The sequence below is a fragment of the Pontibacillus salipaludis genome, assembly GCF_014642405.1.
In the GTDB taxonomy this organism is placed as follows: domain Bacteria; phylum Bacillota; class Bacilli; order Bacillales; family BH030062; genus Pontibacillus; species Pontibacillus salipaludis.
The window spans coordinates 1-23,243 of the sequence record NZ_BMIN01000003.1 but is presented as its reverse complement, the minus strand read 5'-3'; the positions used below and the strand labels follow the sequence as shown (position 1 = coordinate 23,243).

General features: G+C 40.7%; 22 protein-coding genes. 4 read left to right on the top strand and 18 right to left on the bottom strand.

Annotation, left to right across the window (positions count from 1 at the left end):
- Window positions 1–16: 16 nt before the first annotated feature.
- The 11 genes from trxA to zapA all read right to left on the bottom strand — a co-directional run bounded on the left by trxA (window position 17) and on the right by zapA (window position 11,314).
- Complete coding sequence (gene trxA, locus IEW76_RS04070; RefSeq protein WP_036784544.1) at window positions 17–331, bottom strand: thioredoxin; 315 nt, start codon at window positions 329–331, stop codon at window positions 17–19.
- Between the two features lie 170 nt (window positions 332–501).
- On the bottom strand, window positions 502–1,482 hold the full coding sequence (locus IEW76_RS04065) for an electron transfer flavoprotein subunit alpha/FixB family protein (protein WP_188651177.1): 981 nt from the start codon (window positions 1,480–1,482) through the stop codon (window positions 502–504).
- A gap of 27 nt (window positions 1,483–1,509) precedes the next feature.
- Window positions 1,510–2,283 (bottom strand): electron transfer flavoprotein subunit beta/FixA family protein, encoded by a 774-nt coding sequence (locus tag IEW76_RS04060; RefSeq protein ID WP_188651683.1) that lies wholly within the window; start codon window positions 2,281–2,283, stop codon window positions 1,510–1,512.
- Window positions 2,284–2,300: 17 nt separating this feature from the next.
- The gene (locus IEW76_RS04055) at window positions 2,301–3,074 is read right to left on the bottom strand and encodes an enoyl-CoA hydratase (protein WP_188651175.1); all 774 of its coding nucleotides are present in this window, start codon (window positions 3,072–3,074) and stop codon (window positions 2,301–2,303) included.
- A 15-nt stretch (window positions 3,075–3,089) separates the two neighbouring features.
- A complete protein-coding gene (gene fadR / locus IEW76_RS04050) occupies window positions 3,090–3,686 on the bottom strand; it encodes a fatty acid metabolism transcriptional regulator FadR (protein WP_036784535.1) in 597 nt (198 codons plus the stop codon).
- Between the two features lie 134 nt (window positions 3,687–3,820).
- Window positions 3,821–5,536 (bottom strand): long-chain-fatty-acid--CoA ligase, encoded by a 1,716-nt coding sequence (locus IEW76_RS04045; protein WP_188651173.1) that lies wholly within the window; start codon window positions 5,534–5,536, stop codon window positions 3,821–3,823.
- Between the two features lie 341 nt (window positions 5,537–5,877).
- On the bottom strand, window positions 5,878–6,285 hold the full coding sequence (locus tag IEW76_RS04040) for a DUF350 domain-containing protein (protein WP_188651170.1): 408 nt from the start codon (window positions 6,283–6,285) through the stop codon (window positions 5,878–5,880).
- Between the two features lie 17 nt (window positions 6,286–6,302).
- Window positions 6,303–8,654, bottom strand: coding sequence for an endonuclease MutS2 (locus tag IEW76_RS04035; RefSeq protein ID WP_188651168.1), 2,352 nt, complete (start codon window positions 8,652–8,654; stop codon window positions 6,303–6,305).
- Between the two features lie 22 nt (window positions 8,655–8,676).
- Window positions 8,677–10,395, bottom strand: coding sequence for a DNA polymerase/3'-5' exonuclease PolX (polX, locus tag IEW76_RS04030; protein ID WP_188651166.1), 1,719 nt, complete (start codon window positions 10,393–10,395; stop codon window positions 8,677–8,679).
- 102 nt (window positions 10,396–10,497) lie between these two features.
- On the bottom strand, window positions 10,498–11,046 hold the full coding sequence (locus IEW76_RS04025; protein WP_188651164.1) for a CvpA family protein: 549 nt from the start codon (window positions 11,044–11,046) through the stop codon (window positions 10,498–10,500).
- Window positions 11,039–11,314, bottom strand: a complete 276-nt coding sequence (gene zapA, locus IEW76_RS04020) for a cell division protein ZapA (RefSeq protein WP_036784522.1) — start codon at window positions 11,312–11,314, stop codon at window positions 11,039–11,041. The genes IEW76_RS04025 and zapA overlap by 8 nt, the downstream gene beginning before the upstream one ends.
- A 159-nt stretch (window positions 11,315–11,473) precedes the next feature.
- On the opposite strand from zapA, the gene rnhC reads away from it, so the two are divergent.
- Window positions 11,474–12,418, top strand: coding sequence for a ribonuclease HIII (rnhC, locus tag IEW76_RS04015; protein ID WP_188651162.1), 945 nt, complete (start codon window positions 11,474–11,476; stop codon window positions 12,416–12,418).
- Window positions 12,419–12,540: 122 nt separating this feature from the next.
- Entirely contained in the window at window positions 12,541–13,938 is a 1,398-nt protein-coding gene (locus IEW76_RS04010; RefSeq protein WP_188651160.1) for an alanine/glycine:cation symporter family protein, read from the top strand.
- A gap of 89 nt (window positions 13,939–14,027) precedes the next feature.
- Here the strand turns inward: IEW76_RS04010 and IEW76_RS04005 are convergent, their stop codons facing one another.
- The 4 genes from IEW76_RS04005 to IEW76_RS03990 all read right to left on the bottom strand — a co-directional run bounded on the left by IEW76_RS04005 (window position 14,028) and on the right by IEW76_RS03990 (window position 19,611).
- Window positions 14,028–14,852: a YitT family protein gene (locus IEW76_RS04005; RefSeq protein WP_188651158.1), complete on the bottom strand. Its 825-nt coding sequence runs from the start codon at window positions 14,850–14,852 to the stop codon at window positions 14,028–14,030.
- A 173-nt stretch (window positions 14,853–15,025) separates the two neighbouring features.
- A complete protein-coding gene (pheT, locus tag IEW76_RS04000; RefSeq protein ID WP_188651156.1) occupies window positions 15,026–17,458 on the bottom strand; it encodes a phenylalanine--tRNA ligase subunit beta in 2,433 nt (810 codons plus the stop codon).
- A 13-nt stretch (window positions 17,459–17,471) separates the two neighbouring features.
- Window positions 17,472–18,506, bottom strand: coding sequence for a phenylalanine--tRNA ligase subunit alpha (gene pheS / locus IEW76_RS03995; protein WP_188651154.1), 1,035 nt, complete (start codon window positions 18,504–18,506; stop codon window positions 17,472–17,474).
- Between the two features lie 367 nt (window positions 18,507–18,873).
- Window positions 18,874–19,611 (bottom strand): TrmH family RNA methyltransferase, encoded by a 738-nt coding sequence (locus tag IEW76_RS03990; RefSeq protein WP_188651152.1) that lies wholly within the window; start codon window positions 19,609–19,611, stop codon window positions 18,874–18,876.
- Between the two features lie 111 nt (window positions 19,612–19,722).
- Between IEW76_RS03990 and sspI the strand changes: the two genes are divergently transcribed.
- Window positions 19,723–19,941, top strand: coding sequence for a small acid-soluble spore protein SspI (gene sspI, locus IEW76_RS03985; RefSeq protein WP_188651149.1), 219 nt, complete (start codon window positions 19,723–19,725; stop codon window positions 19,939–19,941).
- A 33-nt stretch (window positions 19,942–19,974) separates the two neighbouring features.
- Here the strand turns inward: sspI and IEW76_RS03980 are convergent, their stop codons facing one another.
- From IEW76_RS03980 to IEW76_RS03970, 3 genes are all read right to left on the bottom strand, one after another.
- Window positions 19,975–20,235 (bottom strand): hypothetical protein, encoded by a 261-nt coding sequence (locus IEW76_RS03980; protein WP_188651147.1) that lies wholly within the window; start codon window positions 20,233–20,235, stop codon window positions 19,975–19,977.
- Window positions 20,236–20,394: 159 nt separating this feature from the next.
- Window positions 20,395–21,480 (bottom strand): M42 family metallopeptidase, encoded by a 1,086-nt coding sequence (locus IEW76_RS03975; protein ID WP_188651145.1) that lies wholly within the window; start codon window positions 21,478–21,480, stop codon window positions 20,395–20,397.
- Window positions 21,481–21,555: 75 nt separating this feature from the next.
- On the bottom strand, window positions 21,556–22,047 hold the full coding sequence (locus tag IEW76_RS03970) for a dUTP diphosphatase (protein WP_188651143.1): 492 nt from the start codon (window positions 22,045–22,047) through the stop codon (window positions 21,556–21,558).
- Window positions 22,048–22,707: 660 nt separating this feature from the next.
- Between IEW76_RS03970 and IEW76_RS03965 the strand changes: the two genes are divergently transcribed.
- On the top strand, window positions 22,708–23,103 hold the full coding sequence (locus IEW76_RS03965; RefSeq protein ID WP_188651141.1) for a sigma-w pathway protein ysdB: 396 nt from the start codon (window positions 22,708–22,710) through the stop codon (window positions 23,101–23,103).
- The last annotated feature ends 140 nt before the right edge of the window (window positions 23,104–23,243 follow it).

Genomic DNA, 23,243 nt, shown 5'->3' with positions numbered 1-23,243 from the left:
CTGTTTTCTTCAGTACCTATGCGTGTTTGTTAACTAGTTCTACTAGTTGTTCTTTTGGTTGGAAACCAACTACTTGATCAACTACTTTACCGTCTTTGAAAAGAAGTAGTGTTGGGATACTCATAACACCGAATTTCCCAGCAGTTTCTTGGTTTTCGTCAACGTCTAATTTAACAATTTTTACTTGATCGTTCATTTCAGCATCCATTTCTTCAAGAACTGGAGCGATCATTTTACAAGGTCCGCACCAAGGTGCCCAGAAATCTGCTAAAACTAAACCTTCACCTGTTTCTTGTGCGAAGTTTTGATCAGTTGCATGTGTAATAGCCATGTGTATTCCTCCTCAATTGCATCTAAATCGAATATGGTTAAAGTATATCACTTCAACAATTCCCTGGCTAATAATCTGTTTATAAATAGCCTCCCCCTCAGTCTTCCATTTATTCGTAACGAGAAGACCAAAAAGGGAAGAGGTGCTGCAAAGAGCACCTCAGAGAATGTTTATGCATTTACTTTAATTTGTTTGATCTCTTCTGTCAATTTAGGTACAACATCAAAAAGGTCTCCGACTATTCCATAATCCGCTACATTAAATATATTTGCTTCTGGATCTTTATTAATCGCTACGATAACTTTGGAATTCGACATTCCCGCTAAGTGTTGAATAGCTCCTGATATACCGCACGCAATATAAAGGTCTGGTGTTACCACTTTACCGGTTTGACCAATTTGAAGTGAGTAGTCACAGTATTCAGCGTCACATGCTCCACGAGAAGCACCGACAGCACCGCCTAATACTTCAGCTAGTTCTTCTAATGGTTTAAACCCATCTTCACTTTTAACACCGCGCCCCCCAGCAATGATGACATTGGCTTCTGATAGGTCGACTCCTTCAGTACTCTTTCGAATAACATCTTTAATGACAGTCCGTAAATCTTTAATATCGACTTCTCTAGCTGTTACCTCACCAGAACGTCCTTCGTCACGATCAAGTGCCTTAATATTGTTAGGTCGAATCGTAGCAAAAATCAAACCGTCTGTAATGATTTTCTTCTCGAAAGCCTTACCAGAGTAAATTGGACGAGTAAAGACGATATTGTCACCCGTCTCTTCGATGTTTACGGCATCAGAAATGAGACCGGTTTCAATTTTACTTGCAAGTTTTGGGGTAACATCTTTACCTATAGCAGTGTGTCCCATCACAATACCTTCAGGGCTCTCATCATCAATTACAGCCATAAGCGCCTGGCTATAACCTTCAGATGTATAAGATGCTAATTGATCGCTTTGAACCGTAACCACACGATCTGCTCCGTAATAAATCAACTCTTTACCCATATTTGTTAAATCGTCTGAACCACATAATACACCAACAATTTCCCCGCCATCACTCATTGTTTTTGCAGCTGCAATAGCTTCGAATGAAACGTTACGTAATGCCCCTTCACGAACTTCTCCGATCACTAATACTTTGCGACTCATACAGATTCCCCTTTCGTTGACAATGATTTAAAGTACTTTCGCTTCGTTTTGTAGTAAAGAAACAAGCTCTTTCACTTGGTCGTCCACTTCTCCCTCTAATACCTTTCCTGCTTCCTTTTCAGGAGGAAGATAGATTTCAATTGTTTTGGTTTTCGCTTCTACGTCATCCTCTTCAAGGTCTAAATCATCTAATTCAAGCTCTTCTAAAGGCTTCTTTTTCGCCTTCATAATCCCTGGAAGAGATGGATACCTAGGTTCGTTCAAACCTTGCTGACATGTAACAAGTAACGGTAGAGACGTTTCCAACTTCTCAACATCCCCTTCCACATCTCGCTCAATTTGAGCCTTATCTCCGTCTACTGAGATGCTTGTAATCGTTGTCGCACAAGAAAAGTTCAAACGTTCAGCTAGGCGTGGTCCTACTTGCCCACTTGCCTCATCAATCGCAACATTACCTGCTAGAATCAAATCCGCTTCTTTATCTTCAAAGAAAGCTTCTAAAATCTTAACCGTCGTATATTGATCACCTTCTTCAAGGTCGTCTTCTGTGTTAATCAGCACAGCTTTATCTGCTCCCATTGCTAACGCTGTACGAAGTTGTTTCTCAGACTCTTCTTCACCTATTGTTACGACAGTCACTTCACCGCCATGTTCATCTCTTAATTGAATCGCTTCTTCAATCGCGTATTCATCATAAGGATTGATGATGAATTCTGCTCCTTCTTCCTCAATACGTCCTCCGTCAATCTGAATCTTCTCTTCAGTATCAAATGTACGCTTCATTAATACATAAATGTTCATCATATAACCTCCTAAGACTATTGATCTTTAAAGTTTGGTTGACGCTTCTCAATAAAAGCTTGCACGCCTTCTTTGGCATCTTCATTTCCAAAGACTTTCCCGAATTCTTTTGCTTCTTCCTGTTGACCCTGTTCATAAGTAGAAGTAATTGTATGAGGGATCAGTCTCATAACAGCTTCAATGGAAGGACCACTCTTCGAAGCTACTTTTTTTGCTAGTTTCATAGCTTCTTCTTCCAAAGAATCAAATGTAACCGCTTTATTAGCAAGCCCAGCTGTATACGCTTCTTTACCGGTGATTGGATCACCCGTTAAGATCATTTCGTAAGCTTTTGCACTGCCGACATAACGCGGAAGCCGCTGTGTACCAGCAAAACCAGGGATAATACCTAGAGATAGTTCAGGCAATCCAAGCTTAGCATCTTCTGTCACAATCCTCATGTGGCAAGACATGGCCAGTTCTAGACCGCCGCCTAATGCTGCTCCGTGGATGGCTGCAATAACAGGAGCCCTAAAATTCTCTATACGCTGGAAGAGCAATTGCCCTTCACGGCCTAAATTACTTAGATCTTCTTGACTCTGAAAGGACGTAAATTCTTTAATATCTGCCCCTGCTGAGAAGAACTTTCCCTCTCCTTTTAAAACCACAGCCTTTAAAGAACGATCTGCCTCTATCTCATCAAAAGCTGAGGCAAGATCTTTCAAAATATAGCTAGCTAATGCATTGGCAGGTGGACTTTGAATCGTAATGACCGCCACGCCTTCTTTTGCTTCTAACTGCAAGTAATCCATATGACGCTCCCTCCCCTAGTCTTGTTTAGCATGTATAGTAAGTCCATGTATTAAAAGTTCATGAACTTCCTCAGCTTGTTCAGTAAGGCTGTACTTCTGATCATTCATCACCCAGTTTGTTACCGTTTCGTCTAATGTACCAAATACCATTTGGCGAACGAGTCGTAAATCAAGCGAATCATGAAAAAGACCTTCTGTTTTTCCTTCTTCTACGATGTGATCAATAACTAATAAATAACGTTTTAATACATCATTGATCTTTAAACGTAAATCTTTATTTGATTGTCTTAATTCTAACTGTGTAACGATTGCTAAATGATGATCTTGTGACAATAATCCGTAATGAGTGTTAATCATTGCAAGAAGCTTCTCTTTAGCATTCGACTTTGTTTTTATATCTTCCTCTATTTTTTCGATAAATTGCCCCATTTTTTCTTGGAACAACGACACGAGGATGTCTTCTTTATTCTTAAAGTAAAGATAAATCGTACCATCAGCTACACCAGCTTTTTTGGCAATTTTAGATACTTGCGAGGAATGATAGCCATTTTCGGCGATGACCTCTACTGCTGCGTCGATAATCTGTTTATACTTTGGTCGATTTTTATTCATGTGGATCCCCTAACTATACGTTATAAAATGAATGACTATTCATTCATCTTTCATTCTACAAAAGGATCTAACTTCTGTCAATCTAAATATAGTAGGCTTGTCTCTGTTCATTCCAAAGAAAAAGAGCCAAAGGCTCAACTAGTTGTTTTGTTGGATTGGGCAAGCTTTTCTTTCTCTTCATCTACGAGAGAACGTCTTAGAATCTTACCAACAGCTGTTTTTGGCAACTCTGTTCTGAATTCATAAATTCTAGGCACTTTATATGCAGCAATGTGTTTACGGCTATATGCGTCCAATTCTTCCTCAGTAAGGGTTCTATTCTCTTTTAGGACAACATATGCTTTGACCGTTTCACCTCTATAAGGATCAGGCACTCCTGCTACTACAACTTCTTGTATAGCCTCATGCTCATACAGCACTTCTTCAATTTCACGTGGATAAATATTGTAACCTCCAGCAATAATCATATCTTTCTTACGATCAACAATATAGAAGTACCCTTCTTCATCCATGTATCCTAAGTCGCCTGTAAGTAACCATCCATCACGTAACACTTGATCTGTTTCTTCAGGCTTATTCCAATAGCCTTTCATAATTTGAGGACCAAAGACCGCTATTTCCCCAATTTCACCAGGTTCAGCTTCTTCTATTGTTTCAGGTTTAAATATTTTTGCATCTGTGTCAGGCCATGGTACACCAACACTACCACTTACTCGTTTCTCCCAAACAAAATTCGAATGCGTAACTGGTGAAGATTCAGATAGGCCATACCCTTCTACTAACTTTCCGCCAGTGACTCGCTCAAATTGTTCTTGTACTTCTGCCGGAAGTGGTGCAGAACCACTAATACAAGCTTCAATAGAAGATAAATCATATTTCTGTAGGGATGGATGATTTAAAAGTGCAATATAAATCGTTGGCGCACCAGGAAATAGCGTTGGACGCTGCTTTTGAATGGTCTTTAACACATCCTCTACTTCAAATTTTGGAAGCAGGATCATCTTATTTCCTAACATAATAGATAAGTTCATGACCGAGGTCATACCATAAACATGGAAGAAAGGAAGAATACCGAGGATCACTTCTTCACCTTTTTTAGCTTTATATAACCAAGCATCCGACATTTGGGTATTGGATACCAAGTTAAAGTGAGTGAGCATAACTCCTTTTGGAAAACCTGTTGTTCCACCTGTGTATTGAAGAATCGCCACATCTTCTTTAGGGTCAACAGCTACGTCATTTACAATTCCAGATGCATCTAACATTAAATCTTCCCATACGTGTGTATCGCCCCCATGTTCTGGTTGGACAATTAGCCCATATTGCTTTTTTTGAATAAATGGATACACAATATTTTTAGGAAATGGTAAGTAATCTTTAATCCCAGTTACGATTACATGCTCAAGATCAGTTTTCCCCTTAATAGTTGATACTCGAGGATAGAGAACATCTAAACATACAATCATCTTTGCACCGGAGTCTTTCATTTGATACTCGAGTTCACGTTCAACATAAAGTGGATTCGTTTGGACCACCACTCCACCAGCTAACAAAATCCCATAGTAAGCGACTACAGACTGAGGACAGTTCGGTAACATAATAGAAACTCGGTCCCCTTTATTCAACCCTAAATATTGCAGGTAGCTTGCAAATTGCTTTACCTCTGAGTATAAAGACTCATACGACATTTCCTTTCCTAAAAAGTGAAGCGCTTTCTTTTTTGGGTATTCTCGAGCGCTTTCCTCTAAGAATTGATGGATTGGCTTTTCATCGTACTGAATAGACTTTGGAATCTCGCTCGGATAATGTTTTAACCATGGACGTGAATCTACTTTCTGCAATTCACTCATACCGTACCCCCTCCAATAATAAAAATAGACTTCTTACCTATATTATAACGATAGTCCCGCCAAAATTGAAAGATAATTTAGAAAATTTAACCGAAATCCTCCCCCTTAATGTGCTCAATGTGAGTAATCGGAAGCATTCTCTCAGCTTCGAGTCTTCTACAGAAGGCACGATTGTCGCTTAAAACAGGATCCGAGATATTAAAAAGCTTCCACTGACTTGGTAAGAGTCAGCGGAAGCTTCAGGTTAAACGAAAAACACCATATAAATAATTCCCACGATGATAAAAGCGGCGGAAACGATGCCTAAAACTTTCGCTAAAGTTTCCATCTGATTCTCTCCCTTAATTTATGTTTGCTCCAATGACAAAGGATAATCCTACCGAAATGACCATTGAGATAAAACCGACAGCTCTATTATCCTGTTCGATTTCATCATCAATTCTGAAACTTGGGGTTAAGAATTCAAAAATAAAATAACCAAATAATAGCAACACAAACCCATATAATCCCCAAGCCATCATTTCTAAAAGAGAATCATTGTGGAGAATAGAATACCGGAAGATATTCGAAATCCCAAAGATCTTCCCACCTGTAGCCATAGCTACTGAAAAGTTCCCTTTCTTGATTTGTTCCCAGTTGTTGTATTTCGTTACGACTTCAAAAATCGCAAGGAATAAAACAGCGCAGAGAACAGCAACGCTATAGCGTGCTGCTGTCTCTACAAGGGCATGCTCCCAAAAGTTCATCATTCTCTCCCCTTAATCCTTTAACGTAGTTCAAAGACGGTGACTCCGCCTCCTCCTTCGTTCATACCTCCTGAACGTGCACCTGCTATCGATCGATGTTGTTTAGCAAAGTTTTCGACTCCCTTACGAAGGGCGCCTGTCCCTTTTCCATGAATAATGTTCACATTTTTATAACCCGCTAAAATAGCATCATCGACATATTTCTCTAAACGGTGTAAGGCCTCTTCATATCGTTCTCCGCGAAGATCGAGCTCTGGCTTAACATGGTGACTTGATCCTTTAACTGTAGCCATTGGCTTTTGCTTCAGTGGTTCCTCGCGCTTTACAAATTCAAGGTCTTTAGCCTTTACTTTCATCTTCATAATCCCTAACTGCACCTGAAATTCCTTTTCGTTAACCTTTTCAATTATATGTCCCTGTTGATTTAATGATAAGACATTCACTTCGTCACCAGGTTGCAAGGCAGGCTGGGCAGCTTTCTTCTTAGCAGGCTTGTCTTGTTTTTTCTTAGCCAGTTCTGGTTGAGCCTCATCAAGCATTTTCCGAGCTTCAATCCATTCGTGCTCTTTAAGCTCAGCTTGACTCTTCATGTTACGCATCTCTGATACAATCTCTTCAGCTTCTTGTTTCGCCTTATCAACTGCTTTTTTAGCTTTCTCTTCTGCTTTTTGATATAAGCCTTCTCGCTTATTCTCAAACTCAGACCATTTCCGCTCTAATTCATCCCGTAGTTCTTGTGCTTCTTGCAACAATTCTTCCGCTTCTTCGTAATCACGATCTGCTCCACGTTTAGATTCTTCTAGTGAAGCGATCATGTTTTCAACGCTCTCAGAATCAGACCCCATATGTCCTTTAGCAGTTGTGATGATTTCTTCATCTAATCCCAGTCTTCTTGAGATTTCAAACGCATTACTACGACCAGGTACACCAATGAGCAATCGATAGGTTGGCCTTAACGTCTCTACATCAAACTCAACAGAAGCATTTACAACGCCGTCTCTATTAAAACCATATGCTTTCAACTCAGGGTAGTGGGTAGTAGCTATTACTCTGGCCCCTCTTCCAACCACATCATCAAGAATGGACATAGCAAGCGCTGCACCTTCTTGAGGGTCAGTTCCTGCTCCTAGCTCATCAAAGAGAACCAATCCTTTATGATCGACTTTTTGTAAAATATCGACGATGTTGGTCATGTGAGAAGAGAAGGTACTTAACGACTGCTCGATGGATTGTTCATCACCAATATCAGCAAAGATGTTCTCGAAAACGGTAAGCTCACAGCCATCTTGTGCAGGAATTTGCAAACCGGCTTGAGCCATTAATTGACAAAGACCAACCATTTTAAGTGTTACGGTTTTACCACCAGTATTGGGCCCAGTAATGACAATTGATGTGAAATCTTCACCAAGTTCTACATCGTTTGGTACAACTTCATCTTCAGGAATTAACGGATGACGCGCTTGCTTCATTTTAATGATCCCTTGGTCGTTAATTGTAGGTTTAGCAGCTCTCATTGATTTACCAAAACGAGCTTTAGCAAACATAAAGTCAAGCTGAGCTAGTACTTCAACATTTTGATACAAGTAATCCTCATCCGCTGCAATCCGTTCAGATAGTTCAATTAAAATCCGTTCAATTTCATGCTTCTCTTGTACCCTTGCTTCCTGAAGCTGATTATTTAACTCCACAACAGCTTGAGGTTCAATAAATAGGGTAGCACCTGATGAAGATTGATCATGAACAATACCGCCAAAAGAACCTCTGTATTCTTGCTTCACAGGGAGTACATAGCGGTCATTACGAATTGTAATAATGGCATCTGAAAGCATCTTACTTTTAGATCTTGTCCATCCGTCCAATTTATCACGAACTTTGTTTTCCGTTGTTCGTATGCGAGAACGCAAGGTACGTAGCTTATCACTAGCTCCGTCCATCACTTTTCCGTGGTCATCAATGCGATTTCGTATCGATCGTTCTAAATCATTAAGAGGCACTATTTGTTCAGCCATCTCTTCTAGAATCGGAATCGTTAGCTCTTCGACGTCCATGTCTTCAATGAACGTCTTCATTTGTTTACTGCCATACAGGGTACTTGCAATATCTAGACATTCTTCTGGTTGTAACATGCCCCCGATACTAGCTCGTTTCACATGTGGTCGAATATCAAAGACTCCACCAAGAGGAGCATGTCCTTTTAATCGAAGCACATGAGCCGCTTCGTCCGTATCGGCTTGCCACTTACGAACTTCTTCAACATCAATTGATGGTTTAAGCTTCAGAATTTGCTCTTTCCCAAGGGAGGAAGATGCTTGTTCTGACAATTGTTCAATCATTTTATTATATTCTAAAACATGATAAATTCGTTCATTCATGGTTGTGAACCCCTTTTATTCATTACCTGTTTTCATTCATAAACGCCTTAAGTTGGTCAACAGTCCAGGTATTAAGCACTGTATCTTTCTTTAGCCAACCTTTACGACCAATTCCAACGCCCACTTCCATATCTTCTAACATAGAGTAGTTGTGTGCATCTGTATTTATAGCTATGCGAACCCCTTCTTCTTGAGCCTTTCGTATATAAGAAGCCGCAAGGTCCAACCGATTCGGGTTGGCATTAAGCTCAAGAGCTGTGTTCGTTTCTTTAGCCCCTTTAATTAGCTGATCAATATCTACGTCATACCCATCCCTTCTTCCAATTAAGCGCCCTGTTGGGTGAGCGATTAAGTGAACATGAGGGCATTCAAGGGCCGTTTGCAATCTCTTCATAATCGTTTCTTTAGGTTGGTTGAAATTAGAGTGAATGGAAGCTATAACAAAATCCATCTCTTCTAGAAAATCATTAGAGAAATCTAATGATCCATCTGGTAAGATATCCATTTCAATCCCTGCGAAGATATGAAAATCATCCATTGTCTCATTTACTTTTTGTATTTCTTCCCTTTGTTTACGAAGGCGGTCTTCATCCAATCCATTTGCCACACGCAAATACTTGGAGTGATCGGTTATCGCGATATACTCATAGCCTTTTTCCTTTGCTCTTTCGGCCATTTCCCGAATAGACTGTGCCCCATCGCTCCAAGCAGAGTGCATATGCAGGTCACCACGTATATCCTTGTGCTCTAGCAATGGTATAGTTTCTTTAAAAGCTTCCACTTCACCTGTTTGCTCTCTTACTTCAGGAGGGATATAATTCAGATTGAAATGAGAAAAGAAATCATGTTCAGTCTTAAAGGTTTTTACTTCTCCTGTTTCGCTGTTTTCTACACCGTACTCACTAATCTTTTCGCCCTGGTCTTTCGCAAGTTGACGCATGGCCACGTTGTGATCTTTCGAGCCAGTGAAATGATGTAGTGTAGTGGCAAACTCTACAGGAGCAACAAGACGGAAGTCAACTGCAATATCATAGCCTTCCGCTAAGAGAAGGGATACCTTCGTATCTCCCTTGGCAATAACTTCTTTTACATTATCGATTTCTAGGAGTTGATCACGAACCGCTGCATAATCGTTCGTAGCGATAATAAAATCTAAATCCTTTATCGTTTCTCTCATCCTTCTTAAACTTCCAGCTCTTGAATACTGTTCAATGCTAGTCATAGCATCAAGATAGCCTTCAATCTTCTTTGCTAATGGTAGCATAATTGCAATTGGAAGTCGTTCAGGGCGCTTTGTTATATCTTCTAAAGCTTGAAGTATTTTTTCTTCCGTTTTCTTTCCAAATCCGCTTAATTCTCGAACTTTACCTTCTTCGCATGCTGACTTTAAAGAGGTAGCATCGATCACACCTAACTCTTGATAAAGTTTAGCAAGCTTTTTACCGCCAAGCCCTTGAAGCTGTAATAACGGCACAAGACCAGCTGGAACTTCCTCCTGTAGCTGATTTAAAGTGTCAGATTCACCTTTTTCAATGAACTCATCAATAACTGCAGCTGTCCCCTTGCCTATACCAGTCATCTTTGTAAAGTCCTCAATCTCTGATAAAGAACGATCATCACTTTCTAAGGCTTGTGCTGCCTTGCGGTAGGCGGAGATTTTAAAAGGATTTTCACCTTTCAGCTCCAGATATACAGCAATCTGCTCCAAGTTCTTAACTAGTTCTTTTTTATCTACTTTCATCGTTTCACCTGCTTTTTAGGATATCAATACAAAAGTCTTAATTGAGTAAATCCACCTATTCAACCATTCCGTAAAGAAAAAACTTCTCACATTAGAGAAGTTTTAAAGGTGCGGTGATACATGCTCAAACCACAAGGTCTTTATTTGACCAGAAAATAAAGGCGTATGTTCAACAATGGTTTGTGCAATGAATGAATCATCGATAGCACTTTGGATTATGTTAATTGGCACAAGAGCCGATATGTATAAAAAGATAAACAATATGAAATACATTTCTATAAATCCGAGTGCTGCTCCTAGTAATCCGTTAGCTGTATGAATAATAGGAAGGTCCGCTAAGAAATCTAACATCGAAGCAATAATTTGCATGACAATCTTTACGGAGAAGAATATCGCAGCAAAGGCTATAGCATGGTAAAATGCCCCCTCTAATGGAAGAGATTCTACAAATACTGCCCAATTTGACCCTTCCGGCAATTCAGGATAAGGAATCCAAAGCTGCAACTTAGGAGATAAGTCATCATAGTACACGACCGCCAAAATAAATGCCACAATAAAACCAGTCATATGAAAGAGCTGTAATACAAACCCTCTGCGTAAACCTACCAATATCCCTAAAACTAATATTCCCAATAATAATAAATCAATCATGGTCTGAACGATCCTCTTCTTTCCTTTTTGATTCAACTATACTTGTATAATCTTCTTTTAGCTTTAAGTAATCATTCATGGTGTTAACCGCTGTTAGAACAGCCAGTTGCGCAGTATCCAATTTGGGGTTTGTCTCTTGGATCTCTTTCATCTTTTGATCCACCAGACTCGCCACCATACGTATATGGTGCGATGGCTCCTCTCCTACGATCTTGTATGTTCGATTATGTATATCGACCGTTGTTCTTCTTTTGTCTGAATTCGACACAGAGATATGCCCCCTCACCCACATTAGAATCCTAAATTTAATATTAACATGAAGCTGTTCAATAAGGAAAGCGTTGTCCTATCTTTACCTCTATTATTCAGCTTTATCTTGCAATTTGGTATACTGAAAGTATTCGTTTTTAGAAGGAGATGGTACAAGTTGTCTCAATCAGTCCTCAAACTACCAACTAATCAATTATATAAAATGCAAAGTTATTACAAAGCGTCATTAAAGGGAAACCCACCACCTGGCGCTGTTTTCGCTGCTAAAGTAAACGGTTGTTCCGTTACCGCCTATAAATCTGGAAAAGTATTATTCCAAGGACCGAATCACGAGCAAGAAGCTAGCAAATGGGGAACCTCAAACCCTTCCGAGAATAAGAAGAAGAAAACAAGTAAGCCTTCTCCAACTGAATCAACCCATGCTCCTCCATCTTCCCTGTACACTTCTAGCCATGCAGGATCTGACGAAGCTGGGACAGGAGACTATTTTGGGCCAATTACAGTCGCCTGTGCATACGTACGAGAAGATCAGATCGCCAAGCTCAAAGCAGCGGGCGTTCGAGACTCTAAAAGTTTAAAAGATCCACAAATTGAGCAAATCGCCCGTAAAATTGTTCAAATGGAAGTCCCTTATTCACTCGTTACCCTGCATAATGAGAAATATAACCAGTGGCAGAGAAAAGGATGGTCTCAAGGGAAAATGAAGACGATGCTTCATCACCACGCTTATAATAAACTGTTACAGAAAATGAATCCTACTCAACCAGAAGGATGGGTGATTGACCAGTTTGCAGAACGGTCTATATACGAGAAACACTTACGTTCTGAAAAAGCCACGCTTCAGGACAATGTGTACTTCTTAAAAAAAGCCGAATCTTATTCCATCGCCGTTGCAGCTGCTTCCATTATAGCCCGCACTGGGTTTGTACGTCAGATGGATAAGCTATCTGAACAAGCAGGATTGACCCTACCAAAAGGGGCATCACAGAAAGTGGATCAAGCCGCAGCTAAACTTATTGAAACAAAAGGAAGCGAAGCCTTAGAGCAATACGCTAAAGTACACTTTGCCAATACAGAGAAAGCATACAAATGGATTAAATAAGGCTTAAGCTGCACCATATAAATGGTGCAGCTTTTTTATATCTTTCAAAACGATTCAATATACATTATTAGGGTATACATCCATTATATAACAAAAATTACTTATTTGGAGGAGATTGTTAAATGGAATGGTTATCCTTGATCTCAAACTTCCTTTGGAAGTACGTGTTATCCGCTCTCCTAATTTTTATAGGTGTTTTCTTCACTGTAAGACTTAAGTTTTTTCAGATTCGACATTTTGGACATATCCTCAATCAAACCGCAGGTCAAATCTTCAAAAAAGACAAGCAAAAAGGTTCAATCACCCCCTTCCAAGCCTTTACTTCTTCACTCGCTTCAACAGCCGGAGCCACGAACATCGTCGGGGTTCCCGTTGGAATCTACTTAGGTGGCCCAGGTGCATTATTTTGGATGTGGATTATTGCATTAATAGGTATGGCCACTAAGTATGGAGAAATTGCGATGGGATTAAAATATCGCGAAAAGAATAAAGAAGGAATATGGGTTGGAGGGCCTCAGTATTACATCCGGAAAGCGCTAGGATGGAAGAAGGTTGCCTTCTTATTTGCCTTTATACTTATGCTCGAACTCATACCAAGCATTATGGTTCAATCTAACTCAATTACAACACAAGTACAAGGAGCGTTTGGATGGGATCGATGGATTACTGGTTTAATTATTACTGCCTTAGTAGGGGTTATTGTCTTCGGCGGAATAAAACGAATCGCTAACGTCACTGACAAAGTCGTCCCCTTTATGGTTCTTACTTACTTAACGATTTGTTTAATTGTAATAGGTGCTAATCTAACAGAATTACCTTCTGTGTTTAATTTAATCTTCACTCATGCATTCACACCAATCTCCGCAACGGGAGGATTTGCCGGAGCCGGATTTGCACTTGCATTACGGTGGGGAATCGCTCGCGGTTTATATTCGAATGAAGCCGGACTTGGAACAGCGCCTATCACCCACGCTGCCGCTCAAACGGATCACCCTTCTAAACAAGCATTCTGGGGCGTTTTTAGTGTATTTATTGACACAATCATTATCTGTACGGTGTCAGGATTAACCGTTCTTGTGACAGGGGCTTGGACGAAGGTCGATTCATCTGAAGAAGCATCTAACATGATTGATATAGCTCTGTCGACTATGTATGGCGATACGTTTGGCGGAGGATTCATATCTTTATTTCTCCTTTTCTTCGTACTAACTACCATAGGGGTATTGGTGTTCTTCGGAGAAAAACAGGCAGAATATCTATATGGATTAAAAGCATCTTGGATTATGCGTTTTGTATATATTGTATCTATTTTTGTAGGTGGTATAGGAGGATTAGAATTTGTTTGGCAATTCCTTGATTTAATGTTAGCCGCTGTCGTCGTCTTTAACGTGATCCCACTCTTCTTCATGAGAAAAGAGATTATTGATTTGACCGATGATTACTTTAGTAGAGTATACAAAGGAAAAGACACAAAACCAAAGATTACTCTATTCCATGACCAAGACCCACCTAACATGTGACTTATACTCAGTCACCTCCTTTCGCTTAGAAATGAGTAGAAGCAAAAAAACGAGAGCTCCTTTACAAGAGCTCTCGTTTTTTTATATCATTATTTAAATCCGCCGCCAAAGGCATTTCGTACATCGTGAATAACAACAAAGGCTTGTTCATCGACTTCATTTATTATTCTCTGCAGTTTAAAGGTTTCTTGTTTGTGAACGACAACGTACAATACCTTCTTATCTTTTTTAGAATAGCCACCATAACCTTCTAAGACTGTAACACCTCTTGGCACGTTAGAGTTGACAGCTTCTAACACCTCATCTGGAGTTTCTGATATAATAGTCACCGCTTTTCGCATGTTAAGTCCGTCCACTATAAATTCTATAGCACGAGCCCCTACGTATACAGCAATAACGGTTAAAAGTGCTTTTTTCTGCCCAATTACAAAGACTGAACCTCCAATAACAATCATGTCAATGAATAGGGTAGCATTCGCCATACTCCAGCCCCAGTTTTTTTTCATCATTTGAGAGATGATTTGAGTTCCACCAGAAGTACCACCTGCACGAAAAATCACACCAATACCGCCCCCCGCAAAGAGCCCTGCGTATATAGGAGCAAGTAATGAATCAGACTCTATTGGCGTTCCTACATGTTCCGTAAGCCATAAGAAGAAAGACGTTGTAAAGATTCCAATAAAGGTGTAGATCATCATCTGCTTATCTAGATACTTAAAACCAACCAATATGAGAATCGTATTTAAAATAAATGTCGACAGTCCTGTAGACAAATCGAATACGTAATATAATACAATCGAAATACCAATGATTCCACCTTCTGATAGTCCATTAGGAATTGCAAAGTAATTAATTCCTAACGAGAAGATAAAGGAACCTATTATGATAAGTGCTACGTTTTTTACATGTTGCACCCAATCACCGCCTTTCCCCTTTTTATTTGTATTATGGGGGATGACCCGCGGTAATAGCAACCAACACCTTTTATGCTTTCCGTTTCTCCCTACCTAACTCTTAATTTAAATGACAATAACGTAATCTTAAACCCAATTAAAAACCCCCTCTTCCGAAAAAGAGAGGGTTAATTTTAGGCGCGTAGTTCTGCGCTGTATTGTTCTTTTACTTTATCAAGTATCGCATGGTGCGTTTCTTCTACTTCTTCGTCCTTTAACGTACGCGTAGGATCCAAGTAAAGAAGAGAGAAGGCTAATGACTTCTTACCAGCTTCTAGGTGTTCTCCCTGGTAGACGTCAAAGACTAAACAATTCTTCACTAAAGGAGCACCTGTTTCAAGAATCGTCTTACGTAGATCTCCTGCTGCTACATTCTCATCGACCACAAGCGCGATGTCGCGGCTAATTGATGGGTAACGAGGGATCGGTGTATACGTCTCTTCTGAGGAGATCGCTTTAAACACTTTTTCTAGGTCCACGTCAAAAGCATATGCTTCTTTTAGATCGTATCCTTTTTGAAGTTTAGGGTGAAGTTGGCCAACATGACCGATCGTCTCTCCATTTAACTTAACCAATGCTGTACGTCCAGGATGCATCCCATCGACTTGACCTTGTTGATAAGAGATTTGCTCTTCTATATCCAAGTAATCAAATAAACCGTCTAAGATTCCTTTGACAACATAGAAATCAACGTTTTTCTTTTCTTGTTGCCAAGGATGAGTTAGCCAGCTTCCTGTAAGCACACCTGCTAAACGCTCTTTCTCATCTGGTTGCTTTGTTAAAACAGCCTCTTTCGTTACATAGATGGATCCAACTTCATAAAATGCAACGTCTTTTTGTTTACGTGCTACATTATAAGAAGCCGAAGCAAGCATTTCAGGTAACGCACTAAGTCGAAGGTGACTATGCTCTTCACTCATTGGCATCGCTAGGTGTACCGGGCGAACATTCTCTCCTTGTACATCAGGGCTCACTAATAGATTCGCTCGCTCTTCTGTCGTCAGGGAATACGTCAGGGTCTCAGAAAGCCCAGCACCTTCAAGGTAACGACGTACTTTACGACGCAATGCTTGATACGCTGTTAAGCCCCCAGCATTACCAGCTCCTTGCGGCATCGTGAATGGGATATTGTCGTAGCCGTACATACGTCCAATTTCCTCTACCATATCTTCTACAAGAGAAATGTCCCCACGACGTGTTGGAATGCTCACTGTAAACGTTTCTCCTTCTTGTTCATAAGAGAACTGCAGTTTACGTAAGATATCTTGAATATGAGCATCGTCCATATCTGTGCCTAGCACATGATTCATGCGTGATGTAGTGAAAGTTACTGTCTTTTCTTCATAGGACAATTCATCGTAAGCAACTACTCCATCTAACACTTCACCGCCAGCATAATCTGAAAGAAGCTGAGCTGCGCGTAGGCCAGCTCTTTGAACGCGATCAGGATCGACACCTTTCTCAAAGCGAACAGAAGCTTCGCTACGTAATCCGTGCTCCTTTGCAGCTGAGCGAACAGCTTGTGGATCAAAGTAAGCCGCTTCTAAAAGTACTGTCGTTGTTCCTTCGTGAACTTCAGAATCAGCTCCCCCCATCACTCCTGCAATTGCTACTGGCTCTTGGCCATTTGTAATGACAAGGTGGTTAGAAGAAAGAGTTCGCTCTTCGCCATCTAACGTCTTGATTGTTTCTCCTTCTGTAGCACGACGAACGACAACTTCGTTGCTGCCGAAGCGGTCATAGTCAAAGGCATGAAGAGGCTGTCCATATTCAAGAAGCACATAATTTGTAATATCAACTACATTATTAATTGGACGAATACCAGCTGAAATTAAACGATTACGCATCCATAGCGGGGCAGGACCTACTTCAATATTTTTCACAACCATTGCACCATAATAAGGATTTAAGTTACCGTCTTTAACAGTAACAGAAACAACGTCTTCTGCTTTCTCTTCGGTAATTTGCACGTCTTCATTTGGGAAGTGGATTGGTGTATCAAGAATCGCAGCTACCTCATAGGCAACACCCAACATGCTTAAAGCATCTGAACGGTTAGGCGTTAAACCAAGTTCAATGATAATGTCATCAAGGTTTAATAAGGAAGAAGCGTTCGCACCCACCTCAGGATCACCATCAAACACGAAGATCCCCTCAGCAAATTCAGCCGGTACGTACTTCTCATCGATGCCTAGTTCTTGAAGAGAACAGATCATACCAGAAGACTCTTCACCGCGTAACTTTGCTTTTTTAATTTGAAAGTTTCCAGGTAGTACCGCTCCAGGTTTGGCAACAGCTACTTTCTGACCTTGAGCGACATTTGGAGCCCCACAAACGATTTGCAGAACCTCGTCGCCAACGTCCACCTGGCATACATTTAATTTGTCAGCGTTAGGGTGTTGGTTGCATTCTTTAACATATCCGACAACAAGGTTCTCGATCGGTTCACCAAACGGCTCTACCCCTTCAACTTCAATACCTGTCTTAGTAATTTTTTCGGCTAGATCTTCTGGTGTTAGCCCTTGAAGATCCACGTATTGTTTTAACCAATTTAATGATACAAACATGCTTTTCTCCTCCTTACGCCTTATGGAATTGATTCAAGAATCGTACATCGTTCGTGTAGAAATGGCGAATGTCATCGATACCATACTTCAACATAGCAATACGTTCAGGTCCCATACCAAAAGCGAAACCTGTATATTCATTCGGATCATAACCTGCCATCTCAAGTACATTCGGGTGAACCATTCCAGCACCTAAAATTTCAATCCAGCCTGTTCCCTTACAAACAGAACATCCTTCTCCACCACACATCTTACAAGAGATATCCATCTCAACAGAAGGCTCTGTGAACGGGAAGAAGCTTGGGCGTAGGCGGATTTCACGCTCTTCACCAAACATTTGTTTAGCAAAAGCATTTAAAACACCTTTTAGATCGCTCATACGAACATGTTTGTCTACTAGCAACCCTTCAATTTGAGTGAATTGGTGAGAGTGTGTAGCATCATCTGTGTCACGACGGTAAACCTTTCCTGGACAGATCACTTTAACAGGACCTTTCCCTTTATGTTGTTCCATTGTACGAGCTTGTACAGGTGAGGTGTGCGTTCGCATTAAGATCTCTTCGGTAATATAGAAGGAATCCTGCATATCACGTGCTGGGTGACCTTTTGGTAAATTTAAAGCCTCGAAGTTATAGTAATCTGCTTCCACTTCAGGACCTTCTGCAATTTCAAAGCCCATTCCGATAAACAGATCTTCAATTTCTTCAATTAAACTTGTCAGAAGATGAGGCCCCCCTGTTTGAGCAGGACGTCCAGGAAGCGTAACGTCAATCGTTTCTTCCTGCAGCTGCTTCTCAAGCGCTGCTTCTTCCATTTTTGTCTGCTTCTCATCAATAGCCGTCGAGATTTCCTCGCGAACATCATTTGCCATTTGTCCAATAACAGGACGTTCTTCCTTAGGAAGCTTTCCCATACCTCGAAGAACTTCCGTAATCGGGCCCTTCTTTCCTAAGTATTGAACCTTTACATCTTGAAGAGCTTTTGCATCTTCAGCTTGCGCAACCTTTTCAAGGGCTTCAGTTTTCAGTTCTACTAAGCGCTCTTTCATCTTAATCCTCCTCATAAATCGATCGTCATTTTTTGAGAACATAAAAAAGTCCCCTCCCTCATAAAAAAGGGACGAGACTTGTTCGATATGGTTTCGCGGTACCACCCTTGTTGACATTCCTCATGCAGGTAATGTCCACTTCATCATTGATAACGGATTCTCATCCGGCACACTATTACTCATATTCTGAGGTCCCAGTGTCAGCTCAAGAGTGAAAATTCAATGATTGAACGATCTGGGAATGTTCACAGTCTAAGACATCCCCTCCCTGAAGATCGTATGGGTGGCAACCATTTACTGGCTCTTTCAACGCTATACTTTATTCAACTAATAGCTATTATAGAAAAGCTAAAAGCTCTTTGCAACCTTAGTTCCTTAAATAATACATTAAAATTCCGGCTGCGATTCCAACATTCAATGATTCAGCTTGCCCATAAATGGGGATCATAACCCTTTCATCAGCTTGATCTACATAAGTTTCTTGCACCCCAGCACCTTCATTGCCCACTATTAGAGCAACGGGCTTTGTGGGTTTACAGTCAGCATAATCTTTTGCTTGCTTTAATGAGGTAGCCCATACGGAAATCCCTTCTTCTTGTAATCGAGGGACCCACTCTGAAAGCTCACCCTTAAAGAAAGGAATATGAAAGACAGACCCTTGAGTAGCTCGTAGAACCTTATCATTAAATGGGTCTACCGTTCCTTTACCACCAATAACCGCATCAAATCCAGCTGCATCTGCTGTTCGTATTAACGTACCCAGGTTTCCAGGATCTTGTACGGCGTCTAATACTAATATTCGCTCATAAGATTTCCACTCTGGATCATCCATTTGAACAACAGCCGCAATACCCTGAGGCTGCTCTGTCTCCGTGATCTCATTAAATACTTGAGAAGTTACGTAGGTAAATTTATAATTCTGCCATTCGTTTTGAATTTCAATGTCTTCACGGATAATAAGTTCAAGAACATTCCACTGACTCTTTAACGCTTCCTCCACAAGGTGAAACCCTTCAACCAAAAACTTTTGTTCTTGATCACGGGTTCTTTTGCGTTGTAACTTTTTCCATCGTTTAACCGACGGGTTTTGAATTGATTCAATCATATCTTGTTCATCCCTTTGTTCGCACTTGAATTCCTATCTTATCATACATATTTCTATTTACCCGGGTCAAACTATAATTAGATCGTATCCTTAAGAAAAGAGGTGGATGAGTTGAACCTTAACCTAAGAAACGCTATTTTAAATAATATCTCGGGTAACAACCAAGAACAAATTGAAGCAACCATTCAAGATGCTATTCAAAGTGGCGAAGAGAAAATGCTTCCAGGACTTGGTGTTCTCTTTGAACTTTACTGGGAAAATGCAAATGAGGAAGATAAGAAAGAAGTCCTCGAAACCCTTGAAAGCCACGTACAAAATATGAACCAATAATGGAAAGAGGCTGCTCCGCGGGACAGCCTCTTTTTAATCTAAGTGACTTTTTATAAAACGTAACTCCCCTATAAGACACTGGACTTCTTCTGCTTCTAACATCATTGGCATCTGGTCATTAATCGTAATAGCTGTCGATTGTCCTTGATGGTCCTCTAAATAATTCAACAGTTCTTCCACTTGACCTTCTGTTAAGTTTGAACCTGTTTCCACGCTCTTTACAGATTTAACATAAAATGAATCCAAATCATGAGCAAATTCTCCTTCAAAAATATTTCCGTTAAATACACTCATATGTGACTCCCTACTTTCATGTTTTCATACCATTAGCCTCCCACACCAGACATGAACATATCCATTGAAGATCATTAAATATACCATCGATTACTTATAGAGATTAGTTGAACAAAAAACGTCTAGGAGGTGATCCCCCTAGACGTTAAAGATATGGCCTTAGTTAAATGTAATTTGTTTTACTGTCTCAGCGTCCATTCCTTTAATAACTTCTACGATTAATTTAACCGCATTCTCAAAATCATCTCGATGGAGCATAGCCGCATGAGAGTGGATGTAACGAGTCGCTACGGTAATGGATAAAGCCGGAACACCATTTGCTGTAAGATGAATAGACCCTGCATCAGTGCCTCCCCCTGCAATCACATCGTATTGGTAAGGAATTTCGTTTTTCTCAGCTGTATCAATTACATGATCACGTAATCCTTTATGAGAGATCATAGAGGCATCATACAGAATAATCTGAGGGCCTTCGCCCATCTTACTAGCTGCTTCTTTATCAGAAACCCCGGGTGTATCCCCTGCAATTCCAACATCCACCGCAAATCCGATATCAGGGTTGATGGCATTGGTGGAAGTTTTCGCACCACGGAGTCCTACCTCTTCCTGAACCGTTCCTACACCATAAACAACGTTCGGATGTTCTTGTCCTTTTAATTGACGCAGAACTTCAATCGCAATGGCACAGCCAATACGGTTATCCCATGCTTTTGCAAGCAGCATTTTTTCATTTGGCATTTGAGTGAACTCAAAGTATGGAACTACAGAATCACCAGGACGAACACCAAATTCTTGTGCTTCCTCTTTAGAAGATGCACCAATATCAATAAACATTTCTTTAATATCAATTGCCTTCTTACGTTGTTCAGCTGGCAGGATATGAGGTGGCTTAGAACCAATAACACCGGTGAGGTCACCGTTTCTAGTCATAATTGTGACACGCTGAGCCAACATAACCTGGCTCCACCAGCCCCCAACTGTTTGGAAGTAGAGAAAGCCGTTGTCATCTATGCGCGTAACCATAAATCCTACTTCATCTAAGTGACCAGCAACCATAATCTTAGGTCCGTTTTCTTTACCCACTTTTTTAGCGATTAAGCTGCCTAAGTTATCTGTATACACTTCATCTGCATAAGGGGATATGTATTTCTTCATCACATCACGTGGTTCTCTTTCGTTACCCGGAACGCCTTTCGCGTCGGTTAAGTCTTTAAGCATTGTAAGGGTATCATCCCATTTAGCCATTATAATTCCTCCTCCTATGTACTCACGCTACTCATTATAACGCTTTTTTGAAAAATTCACAAAAATCACCAAAGCTTAATATCCATCTTCCTGACGTTGATGGTTCACTTCGTTCTTCTGGTAGTACGCGTCTTGGATAGATTGCTCAGAAAATCCTAACTTTACTCCTAAGTCTAAGAACGTCTCAAAGAGTTGCTGATAGTGCATATCAGTCGGAGACTCCTGAAAGAGGTGGATTTCACCATATACTTTATGAAATTGATCCGTTAAACCACCCTCATGAACTCCCTGCTGCTCTTGCTTCCAATCATAACGATACCCTTTCTCAAGACCAAGCGAGAGAATAAAATGAAGCCCATCTACGTACTCCTCAAGAATCACTTCATCTTCCTTAGGAGGTTTTGTACTCCAGAATTTAAAACACCTTGTCTCATTAGCAAGCTCCCCTAATTCCACAAGAAGGGCCATAACTTTTTTTCTAAACAAATCCTCCTGTTCCAACCCATGTTCCATTTCAATACGTTGGTCTAATTGTTGCTGCATCGTAAAGAGAGTTTCCCAATTCATGTTTTTGTAGCTCCTTTTAGCTGTTTTGTTCGATTATAGCACGGGTATCACGTTTATTAAAAAAGATGTTGTTCCAGACTAGGAGCGTAATCTCGAACAATCGAATGGTCAGAGAATGTTTCCGTTGCTTTAATTGAGTGTAAGGCGGTTCGGGAAATCACTCGCTTTCCGCGCCCCCATACGACGTGGGGTCATTCGACGTTGGCGATTGACGTAACGGTCTTAGTCGAACTTCCACTTCCACCTATTACCTAGGCTCCTAATGCCGCAGGAGTCTCGCAATTTCCCGAACCACCTCTTCCATATATGGTGTAACGGAAAAATGCCATATGGGGATACCTCGCAACTCTCACCACCCTTAAGATGCGGGGCCGTTCGTAAAACTACAGCCAGGGGTGTCTGGGGAACGGGGAGACTCCTGCGGGAGAAAGAGGTCGACGAGACCCCGCAGGGGTGGGTTTCCCCGAGGAGGCTCGACAGCTTGTCCGCGGAAAGCGAGTCGTTCCCCAGACACCCCCACCACACAACTAATGCAACGGACCTACCCTTTGTAGTTCGCAAAATAATAGACTATTTCACAAACCTAAATAAAAAGTTGAAACGTTTTGCAAGTTGATTCGTATGGAGAAGTAGATAGATTCGGTAAGGGAGTCGATCAACATGATCATCATTTTGTTTAGATTTTTAATTTTACTTGCTGCTGTCCTCCTGATCTACACAGCTTATAAATACATCATGAACCCAAAACGAAAATTAGAACTCGCTCAGGATAAAAAGCAGTTTTATTTTTTAGATGACCCCGAAAATGTAAAGAAGAATTTTTTGCTCACTTATAAAGGAGTACTGTTTGAAGGAGAGAAATACTTAGGTACAACTGAAAATTCTTTTGATGTGGTTTCCATTTCTGTGTGGACAAGTCAGCCCAATAGTTTAAAGGGCTTTGAACGAAATGATCTTTACTTCGTCGAGAGGGAGATTCTGATTCATTACCCTCACGCCAGAGTCGAATGGAAAAACCCCGTAAATAAATTAGTGCTGAGCCAGCAAAATGACTAGTCTTACTACCCCCAATCGAGTAGGAGGAGGTGACTAACCTCCGTCCTCTCACACCACCGAGCGTACGGACCCGTACTCGGCGGTTTCCCTAAGTTTGACGTAGAAATTTATATCGATGAGATAAACTACGAAGCCCTAGA